This is a genomic window from Geothermobacter hydrogeniphilus (assembly GCF_002093115.1).
Lineage (GTDB): Bacteria > Desulfobacterota > Desulfuromonadia > Desulfuromonadales > Geothermobacteraceae > Geothermobacter_A > Geothermobacter_A hydrogeniphilus.
Window position 1 is genome coordinate 82,243 of the sequence record NZ_NAAD01000001.1, and the last position, 18,714, is coordinate 100,956.

Consider the following 18,714-nt stretch of genomic DNA (forward strand, 5'->3'; position numbering starts at 1 on the left):
CTGGATTACGCAGGGATCAGTCGTCGTCACCGTTCCAGCTTTCGGAACCATGACATTGGATGCTCGAACATTTGCCGTTTGCATAGCTGCCGACCCTGGTTGATCCCCCGCCGATGGTGGCGGCCGGACTGGTTTCAAAGGCCGGAGTGGTCAGGTCGCCGAAGTGGTTGTCCATTTTGGCGGTGTTGTGGCAGACGGTGCAGGCGAAGCCTTCCCGGATATGTTTGGAATGTTTTCCGGAATTGTAGCTGTTGTATTCGCCGGTCCCGGACGCGTGGCAGCTGGTACACTGGCTGTTGACCGCAATCGAGCCGGACCACCAGTCGGGCGTGGTCTTGCCGCCGTGACAGCTGATGTTGCTGCACTGACCGTTCTGATTGTCGGTCGCCGTGGCGTTTTTCGAATCATACGCGGCCGGGAAACCGAGATCTACCTGGCCGTTATGGTCGCGACCGGTGTGACAGACCGAGCAATCGGTGCCGACGCCCGGCAGGGCCTTGTGGGCGGCATGGGCACCGGCGGTATTGGGTGCCGTGCTCCCGTTCGGCGGTTGCCCGTGGCAGGCCGTGCAGTCACTGTAGTCGGACCCGCCGCCACCGGCGTTGCCGGCCGGCAGGGCGTCGGCAATCGCCTGGACCTCGGTGGCGGAGAGGGTTGCGAGGAAGCCCATGCCGCCGGTGTTACCGTCGATGGCATTCTGGATGTCGGTGGCGGTGCGGCCCGGCTTGCTGGTGCTGGCGAGGCTGCCGTGACATCCGGCGCAGTTGCTGCTGTAGAGGGCGGCACCGTCAACCGGTCCCGGGGTCGGAGCCGGGGAAGCGGGCAGGGCGTCGGCGATCGCCTGGACCTCGGTGGCGGAGAGGGTTGCGAGGAATCCCATGCCGCCGGTGTTGCCGTCGATGGCGTTCTGGATGTCGGTGGCGGTGCGGCCCGGTTTGCTGGTGCTTGCGAGGCTGCCGTGACACCCGGCGCAGTTGCTGCCGTAGAGGGCGGCGCCGTCAACCGGTCCCGGGGTCGGAGCCGGAGGAGCCGGCAGGGCGTCGGCAATCGCCTGGACCTCGGTGGTGGAGAGAGTGGCGAGGAAACCCATGCCGCCGGTGTTGCCGTCGATGGCATTCTGGATGTCGGTGGCGGTACGGCCCGGTTTGCTGGTGCCGGCCAGGTTGCCGTGACATCCGGCGCAGTTGCTGCCGTAGAGGGCGGCGCCGTCAACCGGTCCCGGGGTCGGAGTCGGAGGAGTCGGTAGGGCGTCGGCAATGGCCTGGACCTCGGTGGCGGAGAGGGTGGCGAGGAAACCCATGCCGCCGGTGTTGCCGTCGATGGCATTCTGGATGTCGGTGGCGGTACGGCCCGGTTTGCCGGTGTTGGCGAGGTTGCCGTGACATCCGGCGCAGTTGCTGCCGTAGAGGGCGGCGCCGTCAACCGGTCCCGGGGTCGGTGCCGGAGGAGCCGGCAGGGCGTCGGCAATCGCCTGAATCTCCGCGGTGGTCAGGTTGCCGAGATAGCCCATGCCGCCGCGGTTGGTGTCGATGGCTCCCTGGATGTCAGCCGCGGTGCGGCCCGGTTTGCTGGTATTGGCCAGGTTGCCGTGACAGCCGGCGCATTCGTTGTTGTAAAGGGCGATGCCGTCGGGCGGCAGGGTCGGGTCAACCGGGGGGGCTGCCGGCAGAGCATCGGCGATTGCCTGCACTTCCTGCATCGTCAGGTTGCTGAGATAGCCCATGCCGCCGGTATTGCTGTCGATGGCGGCCTGGATCTGGGTTGAGGTACGGCCCGGTTTGACGGTGTTGGCAAGGTCGCCGTGACACCCGGCGCAATTGGCACCATAGAGTGTCGTACCGTCGGCAGGCATGGACCCACCATTATTGCCGCCGCCATTGCCGCTGCCGTTGCTGTTGCCGGCCAGCGCGTCAGCGATGGACTGCACCTCGGTCGCGGTGAGACTGCTGAGAAAATTCATGCCGCCGGTGTTGTTGTCGATGGCCGCCTGGATGGCCGCCGCGCCGCGTCCGGCTTTGCTGCTGGTGTCGAGGCCGCCGTGACATCCGGCGCAATTGTTCGCATAGAGGGTTGTTCCGTCGGCAGGCATGTTTCCGCCATTATTGCCGCTGCCGTTACCCGGGGGCGTGGCGCCGCCGGGGTTGTCGAGATAACCGGTCAGTGCGGTCAGTTCATCGGCGGTCAGATGGCGGTTGTTGTGTCCACCGCTGATCTTGGCCTGGGCTTTGGTTCCCTTGCCGGTCAAATCCATGGTGCCGCCGTTGCCGATGTTATGGCACATGGAACAGTTGTCGGTGAACACGGTCCGGCCGTCAACGGGCGGCATATTGCTGTTGGCATCCTGCCTTTTCTGCACGTAATTGCGAACGACCTGCTGCAGTTGACCCTTCATCAGGTTCAGGTCGGAGGCGAACTGAGCGCGGTCGAAATGCCCGCCGTTGCCCTGCATGTGGGAGCGGGTTTTCTGCACCAGGTTCTGGACCTGGTCAACAGTGGAATGGACCAGGTCGTTCAAATGGAGGGGTTCGGTGAGGGTCGGGTCCGTCGCCAGTTGAGCGGCGAGACTGGTGAACTCACCGCTGTTCAGCATCCCTTTTACCGCCTGACCCATGTCCTGGAGGACTTCAAAATTGGCGGCCGAATTGGCTTCAGCCGGCCCCATGTCAAAATTCCCGGTCGCGACCATGAAGGCGTTGAGAGCCATGTTGGCGCGCAGCTTTTCCAGCCTGCTGTCGGGAACCTGGCCTTTGACGTTGTCCAGACCCAGCATCGGGTTGCTGTAGATCTGGTTTTTATCAACCTGGAAGCCGGCATCGGTCAGCAGTTTGGCGACCTCGGTTTCATTCATGCCGTTGGCGACCAGGGTGGTCATCGGGCTGACAACAATCTGTCCGACATCTTCAGGCAGAACCTTGCGTTTCAGCATTCCTTCGAAGGGGGCACTGACGTGGGTGCCGCGTTGACTGATTTTCAGCCGCACCGTTGAGCCCGGAGTCAGCGCCCTGGGGAAGGTGAACTGCCCCTGGTCGTCGGAGGGCGTGGATGCCGGTTGGAGAATCCTGCCGTCAGCCGAAATTTCTTCGAAGACGGCGCCGACGATGTACGGATCGACGGCGATACCGCTGGTGACGCCGCCGGTTACCGGCGTGCTGCCGGTGGCAGATGATCCGCCATCACTGCCGCAGGCGGCGAGGATGAGGGTGGCCAATGCGGCCAGAATGAGTGTTGCCAATCGTCTTGACATGATCAAAAAGCTCCTTTCAGGATACTTGCCGGCGGACAGATCAAAGTCTGTCCGGATGAAGTTCAGGCTAAAGCTCCCCGTTTCATGAGCAAGGATCCGGCCTGAAAATGGGCTGCCGCGTGTTTCGTGCGGGCAAACGCAGACGATTGCTTTCAGATCAACTTTGGCTGACTGTGCGCATTGACAGGCAAAGTGTCGCGGTTCGCGCAGCGGAAGGTTTCATGGTTTTGATCCATGACCGGATCTGTTATGAATTTCAGGGTGTTGGCCGGGGGCGGTGGAAAAGGTGGTGGTCAGGAGCAGAAGATGGGTGAACAGGAATGTTTGGTGAACAGCAGACGGGTGAACAGGTGAACGTGGAAAGTCTTCAAATAATAACGTTTTTTGGCGATGCTGATGGCGGCGGAATGACGGTTGTCCGTCGTCCGGAAGAGGCGGGAGAAGAAATCGGGGGTGGCCCCTGACGGAACCACCCCCGTGAATGTCAGGACTGGCTGGCCTTGAGCGCCTGGTCGAGATCTGACAGGATGTCGTCGATATCCTCGATGCCGACCGAAACGCGGACGAAATCGGCGGTTACGCCGGCCGCTTCCTGCTCTTCGGCTGAAAGCTGCTGGTGGGTGGTGGTCGCCGGGTGAATAACCAGGGTCTTGGCGTCGCCGATGTTGGCCAGGTGACTGGCGAGCTTGACATTGTCGATGAATTTCGCACCGGCTTCGGCGCCGCCCCTGATACCGAAACCGAGGATCGCGCCCTGCCCCTTCGGCAGGTACTTGCGGGCGCGGTCATAGTCGGGATGGCTTTCCAGACCCGGGTAGTTGACCCAGGAAACACAGGGATGGCCATCGAGAAATTTAGCCACTGCCAGGGCGTTTTCGCAATGGCGCGGCATCCGTACATGCAGGGTTTCCAGCCCCTGAAGGAACTGGAAAGCGTTGAACGGCGACAGGCAGGGTCCCATGTCGCGCAGCAGGGTGAGGCGCATCTTCAGGATGTAGGCGAGTTCACCGAGCGCCTCGTGGTAAACCAGACCATGATAGCTGGGGTCCGGAGTGGTGTATTCAGGGAACCGGCCGCTTGACCAGTCGAATTTTCCGCTGTCAACCACCGCGCCGCCGATGCTGGTGCCGTGTCCGCCGATGAACTTGGTCAGTGAATAGCAGACGATGTCGGCGCCGTGTTCGATGGGACGGAACAGGACCGGGGTGGCGACAGTATTGTCGACGATGAACGGCAGGCCGTTGTCGTGGGCAATGGCGGCCAGGGTTTCGAAGTCATCGACATTGTTTTTCGGGTTGCCGATGGTCTCGGTATAGACCGCCTTGGTGTTGTCGTCGATGGCGGCGGCAACGGCCTGCGGATCCGAGGTGTCGACGAATTTAACCTTGATTCCCATGCGGGCGAAGGTATGGTGAAAGAGATTGTAGGTGCCGCCGTAGAGGTAGCTGCTGGCGACGATGTTGTCACCGGCCTTGGCGAGGTTGAGAATCGCCAGAGTGACGGCCGCCGAGCCGGAGGCCAGGGCCAGGGCGCCGACCCCGCCGTCCATCTCCGCCAGGCGTTTTTCCAGTACGTCGCTGGTCGGGTTCATCAGGCGGGTGTAGATATTCCCCATCTCCTTGAGACCGAACAGGTTGGCGGCGTGTTCCGAGGAATTGAAGGTGTAGGACGAGGTCTGGTAGATCGGGACCGCCCGGGCATTGGTGGTCGGGTCCGTGACTTGCCCCGCGTGCAGGGCCTTGGTGCCGAGTTGATAGCTGGTTTCGTCTGACATGGTCTCTGCTCCCTTGGAAATAATCCTGAATATGACCTGAATCAGTGAGCCCCTTGTTGGCGGAGAACACAAGTCATTGACCTGCCTGGGCTTTCCAGAAATTACCAGCGAACCTGCGGGTGCGCTTCAAATTTTTGAAAACCTCATTCAGGCCAAGCACCTGCACTCTCCATCCAACAGGAACTCACTGATTCAGGTATGAAATCGATTGTGGGAAGAAAAACAAAATAAAGTAAAAAAGTCAAGAAGTTGAAAATTAAAACACATGGAACAGTTGTAGAATTCTGTGACATTCAGCCATGAACTGACAGCAGAGCACCATCTGAGCTGATGTCGGCAATGAAAGGTCTACGTGAACCTGCTGACTCCAGCCAGTACTGATTGTCGGGCATGGATTCATTGCTCCCGGGAAGATTGTTATTTGTGAATATCCTGCTGTTTGAAAAAACGATCGCTGAACTCAGGCCACTGCTTGCCGGGGCCCGGGTCGCCAAGATCCATCAACCGACCGCCGATACCCTGGTGCTTCGGCTGTGGACCGGCAGGGAGAACCTGCGCCTGTTGATCAGTGTCGGGTCCCTGGCCCGCATTCACCTGACCGAAAAAACCTATCCCAATCCCTACACTCCGCCTCGCTTCTGCCAGTTGCTGCGGGCCCGCCTGAGAAGGATCGATGCGATCACCCGGGTCGATGGTGACCGGATTGCCATTCTGGATGTCACCGGTCCGGACGGGTCGCTGCGTCTTTATATTGAACTTTTCGGCTCTCCGGGCAATCTGTTGCTGGTCGATGGGGACGGAATCATCATCGACGCTCTGGTGCGCAAAAAGAGCGATCGGAACGGGCGCTGTCTGCAGCCGGGGGAACGTTACCATTTGCCGGAACCTCCCGGTCGTGTACCGGCCCGGTCGTTTCCCGAGGCACTCGGGGCGCTGGAATCCGTTTCCGGCCGGGCTCTCTGGCTGCGGCTCGATGACTATTATTATCCTCTGCAGTTTCAGGCCGGCCAACTCGGCGATCGTGGTGAATTGCAGCGGGTCGTTGCCCGTGAGCGGAAGCGGCTCACGAAACGCCTCGCCAATATCGCCCGGGAAGGAGAAGACAAGGAATCCTTTGCCGAGCGCCGCCGGCTCGGAGAGTTGCTGCTTGCCAACCTGCACCTGGTTCGCAAGGGAATGGATTCGGTCCGGGTGATTGACTACAGTGACGATCCCCCGGTTGAGGTGGAGATTGCTCTCGACCCGCGCCTGAATCCCCAGGAGAACGCCCAGGCGCTGTTCAAGCGCTACAAGAAAGAGAAGCGTGGCATTGATCATGTCCGGCGTCGCCGGGAAGAAACCGAACAGCAACTGGCCTGGCTCGAACAGGTTCAGTTGGCTCTCGATGAAGCCGTCCTGCCCGAAGATCTGCGGGAGATCGCCGAGGAATTGCGGCAGGCCGGTCTCTACCGCCCGACCCGGCATGAACCGGCGACCCGTCGTCGTCTGAGCGGTGTCCCCACCCTGCGGCGAACGGTCAGTCCGGGTGGACATCCGATTCTCTGGGGCCGGAACAACCGCGCCAACGACTATCTCACCACCCGGGTCGCCGCGGCCCACGATTACTGGTTTCATGCCCGGGGCGTTCCCGGTTGTCACCTGTTGCTGAAGCGCGACAGCCCGCAGGTTGAGGTGGCCGACGACGACCTGCGGCATGCTGCCCGTATCGCTGCTGGTTATTCCCGCGCAAAGGGAGACGGGAAGGTGGAGGTGATCTGCTGCCTGGCGGCGGATGTCTACAAGGTCAAGGGGGCCCACCCGGGGCAGGTCCACCTGCGCCGTTTCGAAACCCTGACGGTGCAGCCTTTGCGGCTGGAGGTCGAAGCCGAAGGTGAATCCTGAACCGGGAATGAAAAAATTCACCTGCGGCGGAAAAATTTTGTTGCATTGCCCGAACCGGTTTGATATAAATTCCCACGCTTCACGCCGAAGTGGTGGAATTGGTAGACACGCTAGGTTCAGGGTCTAGTGTCCGTAGGGACGTGGGAGTTCGAGTCTCCCCTTCGGCACCAGAAAAAGTCAAAGCCCGGTCACGCAAGTGACCGGGCTTTCAATTTGCGCCGAAGGGGGGACTCGAAGCGCAGCGAGCGCGTCCAGTGGACGAAAAGCGGGCAGGGATGCCCGCGTCAGCGAGCGGAGGGGAGCCGACGCAGGCGACGCCGTGATGGCGGCGGCGTAGTGGGCGAGTCTCGGCACCAGAAAAAGTCAAAGCCCGGTCGCGCAAGTGACCGGGCTTTTATCGTATAGCCGAAGGGGAGATTCGAAGCGCAGTGTCGTCCAGCCTGGTTTTCGAAATCGATAACCGGAAAAAACATCCTGTGCTATAGTGGCCCAGAATCCGTGAGCCCCTTGTCGGTGGACAGCACAAGTCATTGACCTGCCTGAGTTTCTCAAAAATCACCAGCGAACCTGTGGGTGCGCTTCAGGTTTTTGGAAATCCCATTCAGTCCAGGTACTTGCAGTCTCCATCCAAGAGGACCTCCCTGATTCAGGGTCGCGCCATCCCCATCCTTCTGGAGGTTCCATGCAATTGTTTATTTTCTGGCTTGTCTTTCCCGCCGCCGCTGCCTCGTTGGCCAAAAGCAAGGGCAAAAGTGTTCCCCTCTGGGTCGTGCTCGGCCTGCTGCTCGGTCCCTTCGCCATTCTGGCGGTGGCCCTGACCAAGTCTGGAGAGGGCGCGGACAAAAGCTATCATTGACGCGTTGACTGTTTTTTATCCCCTGCTCCCATCTCTCGGAAATTGATTATGGATACCAGACAGTTGCTGAAGCAGAATTTCCTCTTTGCCGGTGTCAGCGAAGAGGACCTGGATGAATTGCTGGCGATCTGCCGGAAAAAAAACCACACCCGCGGCGACCTGCTGTTTTCCGATGGTGATGAAGCCGAAGGGTTCTTCATCGTCGGCAGCGGCAAGGTCAAGGTCTTCAAGCTCTCGCCGGAGGGCAAGGAGCGCATCCTGCACATCGTCCACCCCGGTTCCAGTTTCGCCGAGGCGGCCATTTTCGGCAACGGTCTCTATCCCGCCTATGCCGAACCGCTGGAAAAGTCCCAGCTCCTCTTCTTTCCCCGTGACGAATTTCTCGGTCTGCTGCACCGCCGCAGCCAGCTTGCCATCAACATGATCGGCGGTCTCTCCCGCTTTCTGCGCCAGTTTGCCTCGCAGATCGAGGAGTTGACCTTCAAGGATGTGCCGGCCCGCCTGGCGCGCTACCTGCTTGATCTGGCCGGGGATCAGTCATCCTTCGATCTGCCGATTTCCAAGACCCAGCTCGCCTCCAACCTCGGCACCGTCAGCGAAACCCTTTCGCGCACTCTGCGCAAGTTCTCTGATGAAGGCTGTATCAAGGTCGAAGGTAAAAAAATCACCATTCTCGACGCCGACCGGCTCGAAGACCTGGCGGAGAGTTACACCTGAATCAGTGAACCCCTTGTCGGCGGATAGCACAAGTCATTGATCTGTCTGAGGTTCCCAATAATCACCAGCGAACCTTTGGGTGCGCTTCAGATTTTTGGAAACCTCATCCAGACCAAGCACTTGCACTCTCCATCCAACCGGAGTTCACTGATTCAGGTTACAAAGAATAGTCCTTCCTGATCCATCCACATTTAAGTTTCCTCCGCATTCCGCCGAAGAGAGACTGAAACCTGAATCCGCGAGCCCCTTGTCGGCGGACAGCACAAGTCATTGGTCTGCCTGAGCTTCCCAAAAATCACCAGCGAACCTTTGGGTGCGCTTCAGATTTTTGAAAATCTCATTCAGGCCAGGCACTTGCCCTCTCCATCCAACAGGAACTCACGGATTCAGGTGAAAGCTCTGTGACGTTTTCGTTCGTATGCCGTATCCCTGCGTCACCAGGGCAACCGGTAAAACTGGCTGGAGGTCGGGGTGCGAAACTGGATCAGGGCGCGTCTGTCGCGCAAAATTATCTTCTCTGTCACCGGTGTCGTCTGTCTGCTGATGGGGTTGTTCGCCGTGGTCATCGTCAGCGAACGGTCACGGGCGCTCGAAAAACTGATGTTCGACAAGGCCCGCACTGACGCCCTGGTCGGTGCCCGCGCGGCTCAGAACATCCTTGAAGGGCTGGTGACCGACGGTCGGCTGTCGATCGATGATCTTTTCGATACCGACTACCGGCACATTGAATCGGGACCGTTGGCCGGCAGCGCGATTCCCAAATACCACACCCGCTACGATACTCTGCTCGATTTACGCCTCCGTGCCCTTGAAGACACCTTTCTCAACGATGACAGTGTCGTTTTCGCCGTACTGGTCGATCGCAACGGTTACCTGCCGACTCACAACAGCACCTATTCCAGACCTCTGACCGGAGATGATGCGGTTGACATCACCGGTAATCGCACCAAGCGGCTTTTCAACGACCCGGTCGGCCTGCGGGCGGCACGCTTCACCGGAGAAAATGGCGAACCCGTCCTCCGCCAGGTCTACCATCGTGATACCGGCGTCACCATGTGGGATGTCAGTGCTCCGGTTTTTGTCTTCGGCGAACACTGGGGCGGGTTCCGCATCGGCCTGTCGATGCAGAATGTTGAGGCGCAGGTGGCGGCCCTGGTTCGGTTCGTGGTCGGTTCCTTTTGTATCCTGTTCATTGTTGCCGCCCTGACCATCTGGTGGACGGTCAAGGGTGGGACAAAGCGGCTTGATCACCTGACCCGGGAAATCGAAGCTTTTTCCCGTGATGGCAACTTCGGGCGATTGAAAATCACGGCCCCGGATGAAATCGGCACCCTGACCGCCGCCTTCAACCATATGCTCGACTCCCTTGATGCGGTTACCGTCAGTCGCGACTACCTCGACCGCATTCTTGATTCAATGAACGATTCGCTGATGGTGGTGGGGGCCGACGGCACCATCCGCAAGGCGAATCGCGCCAGCTGCAGAATGCTCGGGTACCAATCGGAGGAACTGCTCGGCATGAGCATTGAGAAGATTTTCGCCGAGCGCAGCGATACGGCGGATTCCTGGTTCGATCATTTCATCGACAGCCGCGACGGCGAGCAGGTCGAACTCGAATACCGGACTCGTTCCGGCAATCTGGTTCCGGTCCTCTTTTCCAGCGCCCCATTGACCGGAGAGGACGGAGAGGGCGATGCCCTTATCTGCCTCGCCCAGGATATAACCGACCGCAAGATCGCCGAGGAGAAAATCCGCAGTGGCAAGCGTTTCCTGGAGACGGTACTCGACAGTCTTCAGGAAGAGATGATGATTCTCGACGCGAACAGCCTGATCATTCTCAAGGCCAATAAGGCCTTTGTGGAGTCCTGCGGGGAAAGCTACGAGTCGGTTGTCGGGCAACCCTGCTACAAGCTCACCCATGGTCTGGATCAGCCTTGTGACGGTATCGATCATCTCTGTCCGGTGATGGAGGTGCTTGAATTCGGCAAGGTCGAAATCTGTGAACATCTGCATCACACCCCGGATGGAAATATCCAGTATGTTGAAATTCAGCTGACCCCGGTGATGGATGAAGCGGGTGAACCCCGCTACCTGATTCACATGGCCCGGGATATCACCCAGCGCAAGAGAGCCGAAATGGAGCTGCAGCATTTCGCTGCCGAACTGGAGAACAACAACCTGGCCCTGGCCGAGAAGACGGCCGCGCTGGAAGAGGCCCATTCCGAGTTGAAAGCCAGTCAGTCGCGTATTCTGCAGCAGGAGAAGATGGCCTCCATCGGTCAGCTCAGTGCCGGGGTCGCCCACGAGATCAACAACCCGATCGGTTTCATCAGCAGCAACCTGACCACTCTCGGCAAGTATGCCGGCCGCATCATCGACTACCTCGATGAGCAGGAGCGGTTGTGGCGTGAAAAGGGGAGGAATGAAATCGGTGACGATCTGGCGGCCCTGCGGAAAAAGCTGAAAATCGACTATATCGTCCATGATCTGAAAGACCTGATCGACGAATCCCTGGAGGGGGCCGACCGGGTCAAGAAAATCGTCCTCGACCTCAAGGGATTCTCGCGCGTCGATGATGCCGACTGCAAGGAAGTCGACCTGCATGAATGTCTCGAAAGCACCATCAACATCGCCTGGAACGAGATCAAGTACAAGGCGACGTTGAAAAAGGAATTCGGCGATATCCCACGGCTGCGCTGCTATCCGCAGCAGCTCAACCAGGTGTTCATGAACCTGCTGGTCAATGCCGCTCACGCGATTGAGGACCAGGGAGAAATAACCGTTCGGACCTGGCGGGATGGAGAGGGAATCCGGGTGGCGATTTCCGACACCGGCAGCGGTATTTCAGAGAAGGCCCGCGAGCGGATTTTCGAGCCTTTCTTCACCACCAAGGAGGTCGGCAAGGGAACCGGGCTGGGGTTGTCGATCAGTTACGACATCATCAAGAAACACCATGGCGAAATCAGTGTTGAAAGCCGACTCGGGGAAGGAACGACCTTCACGATTTTCCTGCCTCTGCAGAGCAAGGAGGCGCTCGCATGCTGATACCACGAAGCCCGGGGGAGCGAAATTATTGTTCAGCCAGCAAAAGAGTATCCGCGAAAGCATCAAAGTCCGGTGAAGATGAGTTTCCGACCCTTCACCGTCAGGCTGTCGTTGCGGGCCGGGGAGCGGGGATATGAATCTGCGGCATAAGACATCATTGTTGTTGGGGGTTGTTGTCTCCCTGGCGTTGACAATCAGCGGCTTCTGCATGCATTTCCTGTACGAAAAGGCCCTGCGCGCGTCGGTCTACAGCAGTGTTGACATGGTCGCCCAGAGCACCGCCGCCACCATCGCCAATTACCTCGAGAGCGGTTTCCGCGAGGCCCGGGCGATCGCCGTGACTCTGCCGCTTGACGCCCTGAAAAACAACCACCCCGCGGCTCTGGAAAGGCAGCTCCGGATGATGGCCGAATCCTTTCCGAATTTCCGCAATGGTCTGTTTATTTTGAATGCTCAGGGAGATCTGCTGGTCGACTGGCCGCCCCACCCGGAAAAACGCGGCCGGAATTTCGCTTTTCGTCCCTATTTCAAACGCACCCGCGACGCCCGTCACGGCATTATCGGTGAACCCTACCGTTCGGCCCGTACCGGGCAGCCGGTGCTGACCTTTACCGCCTATCTTCAGGATCGCCAGGGCAATTTTCTCGGGGTCCTGGGCTGCTCGGCGCAGCTGCTCGATCCCGCCGGACTCGGCGCCCTGCGGCAGAAAAGGCTCGGACAGTCCGGGTATATCTATGTCTTCGATATCTCGCGGAAAATCATTCTGCACCCGGATGAGAAAAGAATTCTGGTCAGCGATGTGCCCCTCGGCGCCAACCCGATGTTCGATCGGGCCATCGAGGGAGTTGACGGAGTCGGAGAAACCGTCAACTCCCGTGGCATTTCGATGTTGCTGGCGCTGCGCAGGGTTGCCGGTTCGACCTGGATCGTGGGAGCCCAGGAGCCGCGGGACGAAGCCTTGAGCCATATCAATCGGGTTGAATTTCGGATCGCTCTGGCGGGTCTTGCCTGCGCCCTGCTGGCGGCGATTATCGGCTGGATCGCTGTCGGCCGTTTGATGCGTCCGTTGCGCGACCTGGAAAATATCGTTGAGCATCTTCAGCTCCCGGCAGAAGACGGCGTCGATGACGATGTTAAGGGGAGGACTCCGGGCCGTCTGTTGCCGTTGCAGAAAAATCCCGATATCGGCGGCCTGGCGCGGGTGATCTACGCGCTTTATATGGAGCTGTCCGAGGCGCTGGTCGATTCCCGTAAGGCCAACAGTGAACTGCAGTCGGCTCAGAGTGACCTGGCCCAGGCGCTTGACGCGTCCTGGCAGCTGACCGAACAGCTGGAATCAAATCACCGCATCTTGTCCGAACAGGCGGCCGCCCTCGAAGAGGCCAATCGTCAGCTGAAGGACACTCAATCGCAGATGCTGCAGCAGGAAAAGATGGCCTCCATCGGTCAGCTGGCGGCCGGGGTGGCGCATGAGATCAACAACCCGATGGGGTTTGTCACCAGCAACCTCAATACCCTTGGAAAATACCTTGCCAAGCTCCGGGCCGCCGACAAGGAACAGGCCGCCCTGTTGGCTGATCTGATGGACGAAGAACAGGCCGAAGCCTACCTGCGACAGCGACGCAAGTCCAAGGTCGACATGGTTTTCGAGGATATTCCCGAACTGCTCGATGAATCCCTCGACGGAGCGAAGCGGGTGCGCGATATCGTCCAGAACCTGAAGACCTTTTCGCGGGTTGACCAGGCCGAAGAGACTGAGGTCAACATCAACGACTGTCTCGACAGCACCCTGAAGATCGTCTGGAACGAACTCAAATACAAGGCCGAGGTGAAAAAAGATTTTGGTGAACTGCCGTCGCTCAAATGTCATCCGCAGCAGCTCAACCAGGTGTTCATGAATATCCTCGTCAATGCCGCCCACGCCATCGAAGAGCGCGGCGAAATTCGCATCCGCACCTGGTGCGAGCGGCAGCAGGTCAAGGTTGCCATTACCGACAATGGCTGCGGTATTCCCGACGAGGTGCGGGAACGGATCTTTGAACCCTTCTTCACCACCAAGGAGGTCGGCAAGGGAACCGGTCTCGGAATGAGTATTGCCTACGAAATTATCCAGAAGCACGGTGGGCGGATAGAGATCGACAGCCGGGTCGGTGAGGGAACCACCTTCACCATCATTCTTCCCCTTGATAAAACGGCGGTCGATGATTCTGCAACGGATGATCAGCCTGCTGATCATGGACAGGGAGAGGTCAGGACATGGGAGAAGTTGTTGGAAGAATCACGGACTCAGGAGACCGGATGACCCTCGACTGGAAAACCCTGGCGCGGCTGAATGTGCCTCTGGTCGAGGTGACCGGGGATCATCGTATCGCCCGTTGCACGGCGCGCATGGCTGAGATGCTCGGGCAGACGCCGGACGAACTGATCGGGCGGCCCTGCAATCAGTACTTTTGTCATGGGGCCGATGTCGGTGACGACTGTTTCTGCCTGCAGCCGCTGTCCGCCGAGGGGGAGTTGCCGAGCAGACGGTTTGTTATTCGTGATGGCGACGGGCATTCCAGCCTGCTGGTTGGTCAGGCTCTTCCCCATACCGAAGGCGCGTTTCTGCTGCTGCAGGATATGACCGCGCAGGTTCAGATCCAGCGTCAGCTGCAGCACCATGAGCAGCAGAGCGAATTTCTGTCCCGCGTCTCCAATCGCATGATCACCCTGCCGGCGGATCGGGCTGACGAGGGGATCAATCTCGCCCTGGAAGAACTCGGCCGGTTCCTCCAGGTGGACCGTTGTTACCTGTTTCGTTTCAACAGCGAACGGCAGACCATCAGCAATTGCCACGCATGGGTGTCGGATCGCTGTCGGCCCGAGTTGGAGAACCTGCAGGATCTTCCGGTAACCGGGCTGCCCTGGTTCTGGGAGATCATGGCCGCCCACCGGCCGCTGATGGTGAAGGATACTGCCGACCTTCCGCCGGAAGCGGGCGCTGAACAACAGCTCTGGCGGGAGCAGAAGATCGGGGCGCTGATGGTGGTACCGCTGGTCGAAAATGACCAGGTTTGCGGTTTTCTCGGTGTTGATGTGGTCGCGCAGTGTCGAAGATGGCAGAAATCGGACCAGGAGCTATTGTCTCTGGTCGGCGACCTGGTACGCGGCCTGATTTCCAGGAAGCAGGGCATCGAGGCCCTGGAGAACAGTTCCCGTCGTTTTGCCACCCTGGCCGACGCGGTGCCGGCACTGATCTGGGAAACCGGAGTGGATGGACGGCTTTGTTACGGCAACCGGCACTGGCAGCAGTTTACCGGCTGGACGGCTGAGCGGAGAGACCAGGGCTGGGACGCGTTCGTCCATGCCGATGACCTGGCGAAAATGGTGATCAAGACCGATGCCTGCCTGCAGAAAGGGCGTCTTTTCAGTCTGGAGCTGCGACTGAAACGGGCCGACGGTGAATACCGCTGGATGGAGATCAATGGTGCGCCGATCAAGGCAGGAGACCGGATCTGCGGCATGATCGGTTCCGCCTTCGATATCACCGACCACAAGATGGTCGAGGAACAGTTGCTGGCCCTGAACGATTCGTTGGAACAGCGGGTTGAAGAACGGACCGCTGCGCTGCAGAAACTCAACAATGAAATGCGCACCCTGTCGCAGGCGGTGGAGCAGTCTCCCTGTTCGATTATCATTACTGACCTTGACGGCTGTATCGAATATGTCAATCCCAAGTTCAGTGAAGTGACCGGTTACACAGAGGAGGAGGTCCGGGAGAAGAATCTGCGGGTCCTCAAGGGGGAGGACGGCTGTTCTGACGACAGCCTGCTTTGGAAGACCCTGACCGCCGGAGAGGAATGGCGCGGCGAATTTCACAATCGGCGCAAGAACGGTGAGTTTTTCTGGGAGATGGCCAGTATCACGCCGATCGCCGACAGTGACGGCAATATCCGCCATTACCTGGCGGTGAAGGAGGACATTACCAAACGCAAAGAGCTTGAACAGGCCGTTCTGCACGAGCGGGATGAGCTGCAGGAAGCCCAGCGGGAACTGCAGCGGGCCTACAACGAGCTGAAGGCGACCCAGTCGCAGATGCTGCAGCAGGAGAAAATGGCCTCCATCGGCCAGCTGGCGGCCGGGGTGGCGCATGAAATCAACAACCCGGTCGGATTCATCAAGAGCAACCTGGCGACCCTCGGCAAGTACGTCGACAAGCTGCGCCAGTTCATCGAGTTGCAGGCTGAGATCCTGGCGGAGCAGGTTCCTGCGGAGAAGCGCGAGGCGCTGAAGGCCATGGAGAAGAAACTCAAGATCCGCTACCTGCTCGATGACATTCCCGACCTGATCGCCGAATCCCTCGACGGTGCCGAACGGGTCAAGACCATTGTCCAGAACCTGAAGAGCTTCTCCCGCGTCGACCAGAGTGAATACAGTGAGGCCGATATCAACGAATGCCTGGAAAGTACGATCAATATTGTCTGGAACGAGTTGAAGTACAAGGTCACGCTGGAGCGGGACCTGGCCGAACTGCCGCGCGTCAAATGCTACCCGCAGCAGCTCAACCAGGTGTTCATGAATATTCTCGTCAATGCTGCCCAGGCGATCGAAACCAAAGGGAAAATTGTCGTCCAGACGGCTGTCGAGGGCGCTTTTGTCGTGGTCCGCATCAGCGACGACGGCTGCGGTATCCCGGAAGAAAACCTGGCGCGGATTTTCGAGCCTTTCTTTACCACCAAGGAGGTCGGCAAGGGCACCGGGCTGGGGATGAGCATCTCCTATGAAATCATCAAGAAACATGGTGGTGATATCGAGGTGGACAGTCGGGTCGGCGAGGGGACGACTTTCCGTATCAGCCTGCCGCTTGACGGTGCTCCGGCGCCGGAGACAGATGACGATCAGGTCAGCAACTGACGCGCAGAGAGGATCAGACCATGGAACAGCAGATCAATTTGCAGGAACAACAGGTTCGTATCCTTTGCGTTGACGATGAACGCAATGTCCTGCGGGCTCTGCAGCGGATATTTCTCGATGATGACTATGAGATCTTCACCGCCGAATCGGCCGAAGAGGGATTGACAATTCTGGAGGAGGAAGAGGACTTTCAGCTGGTCATTTCCGATTACCGGATGCCGGGACAGAACGGCGTCGATTTTCTGCGCGAGGTTTGTCGCCGGCGTCCGGAAACGGTTCGTATCGTCCTTTCCGGTTACGCCGATGCCGGGGCGATCGTTTCGGCCATCAACGAGGGTCAGATCTACAAGTTCATTCCCAAACCATGGAACGACGACGAACTGAAAAATACTCTCGACGCCGCCCTGCAGCTCTATTTTCTGCAGCAGCGGAACCGGCAGTTGATGACCGAACTGCAGGAGAGCAACGATAAATTGCAGGAGATGAATGAAAACCTTGAAGAACTGGTGGCTGAGCGAACCCAGAGTCTCGAGTTCAAGAACCAGGCCCTCGGCATTTCCCAGAATATTCTCGACGCTCTGCCGGTCGCGGTGATCGGTTTCGACGTTGACGGCACCATCGTCAAGACCAACCAGGCGTTAAGTGAAATTCTCGGCATGCCCGACCAGCACCTGGTGGGGTTGCCGCGGGCAGATTTTCTGCCGGATTGTCTCAACCGGCTTGTCGATGAATCGGGTGATGAGGGGGCAGGCTGCCGGAAGGTTGAGATCAGCGGCCGAAACCTTCTGGCCTGGGTTTCCCGCATGGCTTCGGGAGATCAGGAGGGGATCATACTGACCCTGGTGAACGGGGATTGCGGCAGTTGACGCGGAGTGAAAACCATGAGTGATGCGAATACCCCCGTAGAGATCAAGGTCCTGTTCGTCGATGACGAGAAGAATATCCTCTCTTCGTTGCGCCGGCTGACCATGGATGAGGATTTCGAAACCCTGGTCGCCGGTTCGGGCGCCGAGGGACTGGAGATCCTGGCGCGGGAAGAGAATATCGGGCTGGTGGTTTCCGACCAGCGCATGCCGGAAATGACCGGTGCCGAGTTCCTCGCCCGGGCGCGGGAGCTGCATCCCGATATCCCCCGGATCGTGCTGACCGGCTACGCTGATGTCAGTGCCGCCATCGACGCCATCAACAAGGGCGGAGCCTGTCGTTACATCAAGAAGCCCTGGGAGGACCAGGAACTGCTGCAGATTATCCGCAGTGAAGTCGACCGTTTTCGCCTGCAGCAGGAGAATAAACGTCTGCAGGATATTATCCGGGCCAAGAATGAGGAACTGGAAGACTGGAACCGGCGACTCAAGGCCCGGGTGTTGGAACAGACCGGCGAGATCCGCAAGAAAAACGAAAAACTCTATGCCCATAACACGCGGCTCAAAAAGACCCTGCGCGGCATTATCGAGGCGCTGTCAAACCTGATTGAACTGCGTGACAAGTCACTCAACAGCCATGCCGAAAATGTCGCGGCTCTGGCCCGGGAGATGGCGACCGGCATGAACCTTCCCGAGGCGGAGAGAGACTGCATCTATGAAGCCGCGCTGCTGCATGATATCGGCAAGATCGGCATTCCCGACGAATTGCTGCACGGCAGGATAGAAGATATGTCGGCTCCTGATGTCGAACGTTACATGCAGCACGCCATCCTCGGGCAGACGGCGATAGACGGCATCATCGATCTGCGTCCCGCCGGGGTGCTGATCCGGCATCACCATGAATGGTATGACGGCAGCGGCTATCCCGAAGGCCGCAGGGGGGATGATATCCCGCTCGGGGCGCGGATCATCGCCATGGCGGATTATGCCGACCGCCTGCTCGGTCCCAGCCCGAGCCAGGCAGCGGTGAAGAAGGCCATCGGTTCGATCAAAGAGCTGTGCCGCAGCCGTTTCGATCCCGAATTGCTGCCGCATCTGGAAAAACCGCTGCTGGAACTTTACGGCCAGGTCGTCTATGCCGACGGCAAGGTCGGTATGATTCTCGATCCCAAAGAGCTGCGTCCCGGGATGCTGCTGGCTGAGGATCTTTACAGCGGCACCGGTCTGATGCTCCTGAAAAAAGGCACCAACCTGCAGGAGCCGCAGATCGAATCGATTCATCGCTACCACCTGCTCGATCCCTTCCCCGGGGGGGTGACGGTGCTGGTGGCAGAGGACGACCTGAATCAGTGAGACCCTTGTCAGCGGACAGCACAGGTCATTGCCCCGCCTGGGCTTCCCGAAAATCACCAGCGAACCCGGGGGGCGCTTCAGATTTTTG

At 59.0% G+C, this 18,714-nt stretch carries 11 protein-coding genes and 1 tRNA gene; 10 read left to right on the forward strand and 2 right to left on the reverse strand.

Annotation, left to right across the window (positions count from 1 at the left end):
- Nucleotides 1-16 precede the first annotated feature (16 nt).
- Nucleotides 17-3,244 carry a c-type cytochrome gene (locus tag B5V00_RS00375; protein WP_085008358.1) on the reverse strand — a complete coding sequence of 1,076 codons (3,228 nt, stop codon included), beginning with the start codon at nt 3,242-3,244 and terminating at the stop codon, nt 17-19.
- A gap of 320 nt (nt 3,245-3,564) precedes the next feature.
- On the opposite strand from B5V00_RS00375, the gene B5V00_RS17075 reads away from it, so the two are divergent.
- Nucleotides 3,565-3,708 carry a hypothetical protein gene (locus B5V00_RS17075; protein ID WP_172399553.1) on the forward strand — a complete coding sequence of 48 codons (144 nt, stop codon included), beginning with the start codon at nt 3,565-3,567 and terminating at the stop codon, nt 3,706-3,708.
- A 20-nt stretch (nt 3,709-3,728) separates the two neighbouring features.
- Here B5V00_RS17075 and B5V00_RS00385 read toward each other — a convergent pair whose 3' ends face one another.
- Nucleotides 3,729-5,018 carry a homocysteine synthase gene (locus tag B5V00_RS00385; RefSeq protein WP_085008362.1) on the reverse strand — a complete coding sequence of 430 codons (1,290 nt, stop codon included), beginning with the start codon at nt 5,016-5,018 and terminating at the stop codon, nt 3,729-3,731.
- Nucleotides 5,019-5,441: 423 nt separating this feature from the next.
- Here B5V00_RS00385 and B5V00_RS00390 point away from each other — a divergent pair, with 423 nt between their 5' ends.
- From B5V00_RS00390 to nosR, 9 genes are all read left to right on the forward strand, one after another.
- A complete protein-coding gene (locus B5V00_RS00390) occupies nt 5,442-6,899 on the forward strand; it encodes an Rqc2 family fibronectin-binding protein (protein ID WP_172399554.1) in 1,458 nt (485 codons plus the stop codon).
- Between the two features lie 83 nt (nt 6,900-6,982).
- Nucleotides 6,983-7,069: transfer RNA gene (locus B5V00_RS00395), tRNA-Leu, on the forward strand.
- A 512-nt stretch (nt 7,070-7,581) separates the two neighbouring features.
- Complete coding sequence (locus B5V00_RS17080) at nt 7,582-7,755, forward strand: hypothetical protein (protein ID WP_172399555.1); 174 nt, start codon at nt 7,582-7,584, stop codon at nt 7,753-7,755.
- 48 nt (nt 7,756-7,803) lie between these two features.
- Nucleotides 7,804-8,472: a Crp/Fnr family transcriptional regulator gene (locus B5V00_RS00400; RefSeq protein WP_085008366.1), complete on the forward strand. Its 669-nt coding sequence runs from the start codon at nt 7,804-7,806 to the stop codon at nt 8,470-8,472.
- Nucleotides 8,473-8,943: 471 nt separating this feature from the next.
- Entirely contained in the window at nt 8,944-11,517 is a 2,574-nt protein-coding gene (locus tag B5V00_RS00405) for a PAS domain S-box protein (protein ID WP_085008368.1), read from the forward strand.
- A gap of 133 nt (nt 11,518-11,650) precedes the next feature.
- Nucleotides 11,651-13,819, forward strand: a complete 2,169-nt coding sequence (locus B5V00_RS00410; protein WP_085008370.1) for a sensor histidine kinase — start codon at nt 11,651-11,653, stop codon at nt 13,817-13,819.
- Nucleotides 13,816-16,410 carry a PAS domain S-box protein gene (locus B5V00_RS00415; RefSeq protein WP_172399556.1) on the forward strand — a complete coding sequence of 865 codons (2,595 nt, stop codon included), beginning with the start codon at nt 13,816-13,818 and terminating at the stop codon, nt 16,408-16,410. The genes B5V00_RS00410 and B5V00_RS00415 overlap by 4 nt, the downstream gene beginning before the upstream one ends.
- 20 nt (nt 16,411-16,430) lie before the next feature.
- Nucleotides 16,431-17,276, forward strand: coding sequence for a response regulator (locus tag B5V00_RS00420; protein WP_085008374.1), 846 nt, complete (start codon nt 16,431-16,433; stop codon nt 17,274-17,276).
- Between the two features lie 15 nt (nt 17,277-17,291).
- On the forward strand, nt 17,292-18,626 hold the full coding sequence (gene nosR / locus B5V00_RS00425; protein WP_085008376.1) for a response regulator c-di-GMP phosphodiesterase, NosR family: 1,335 nt from the start codon (nt 17,292-17,294) through the stop codon (nt 18,624-18,626).
- Nucleotides 18,627-18,714 lie beyond the last annotated feature (88 nt).

Excerpts from the sequence above, each read along its gene's own strand:
- nosR (WP_085008376.1), top strand. The coding sequence starts at position 17,292 with ATGAGTGATGCGAATACCCCCGTAGAGATCAAGGTCCTGTTCGTCGAT.
- B5V00_RS00385 (WP_085008362.1), bottom strand. The coding sequence starts at position 5,018 with ATGTCAGACGAAACCAGCTATCAACTCGGCACCAAGGCCCTGCACGCG.
- B5V00_RS00415 (WP_172399556.1), top strand. The coding sequence starts at position 13,816 with ATGACCCTCGACTGGAAAACCCTGGCGCGGCTGAATGTGCCTCTGGTC.
- B5V00_RS00375 (WP_085008358.1), bottom strand. The coding sequence starts at position 3,244 with ATGTCAAGACGATTGGCAACACTCATTCTGGCCGCATTGGCCACCCTC.
- B5V00_RS17080 (WP_172399555.1), top strand. The coding sequence starts at position 7,582 with ATGCAATTGTTTATTTTCTGGCTTGTCTTTCCCGCCGCCGCTGCCTCG.
- B5V00_RS00400 (WP_085008366.1), top strand. The coding sequence starts at position 7,804 with ATGGATACCAGACAGTTGCTGAAGCAGAATTTCCTCTTTGCCGGTGTC.
- B5V00_RS17075 (WP_172399553.1), top strand. The coding sequence starts at position 3,565 with ATGTTTGGTGAACAGCAGACGGGTGAACAGGTGAACGTGGAAAGTCTT.
- B5V00_RS00410 (WP_085008370.1), top strand. The coding sequence starts at position 11,651 with ATGAATCTGCGGCATAAGACATCATTGTTGTTGGGGGTTGTTGTCTCC.
- B5V00_RS00420 (WP_085008374.1), top strand. The coding sequence starts at position 16,431 with ATGGAACAGCAGATCAATTTGCAGGAACAACAGGTTCGTATCCTTTGC.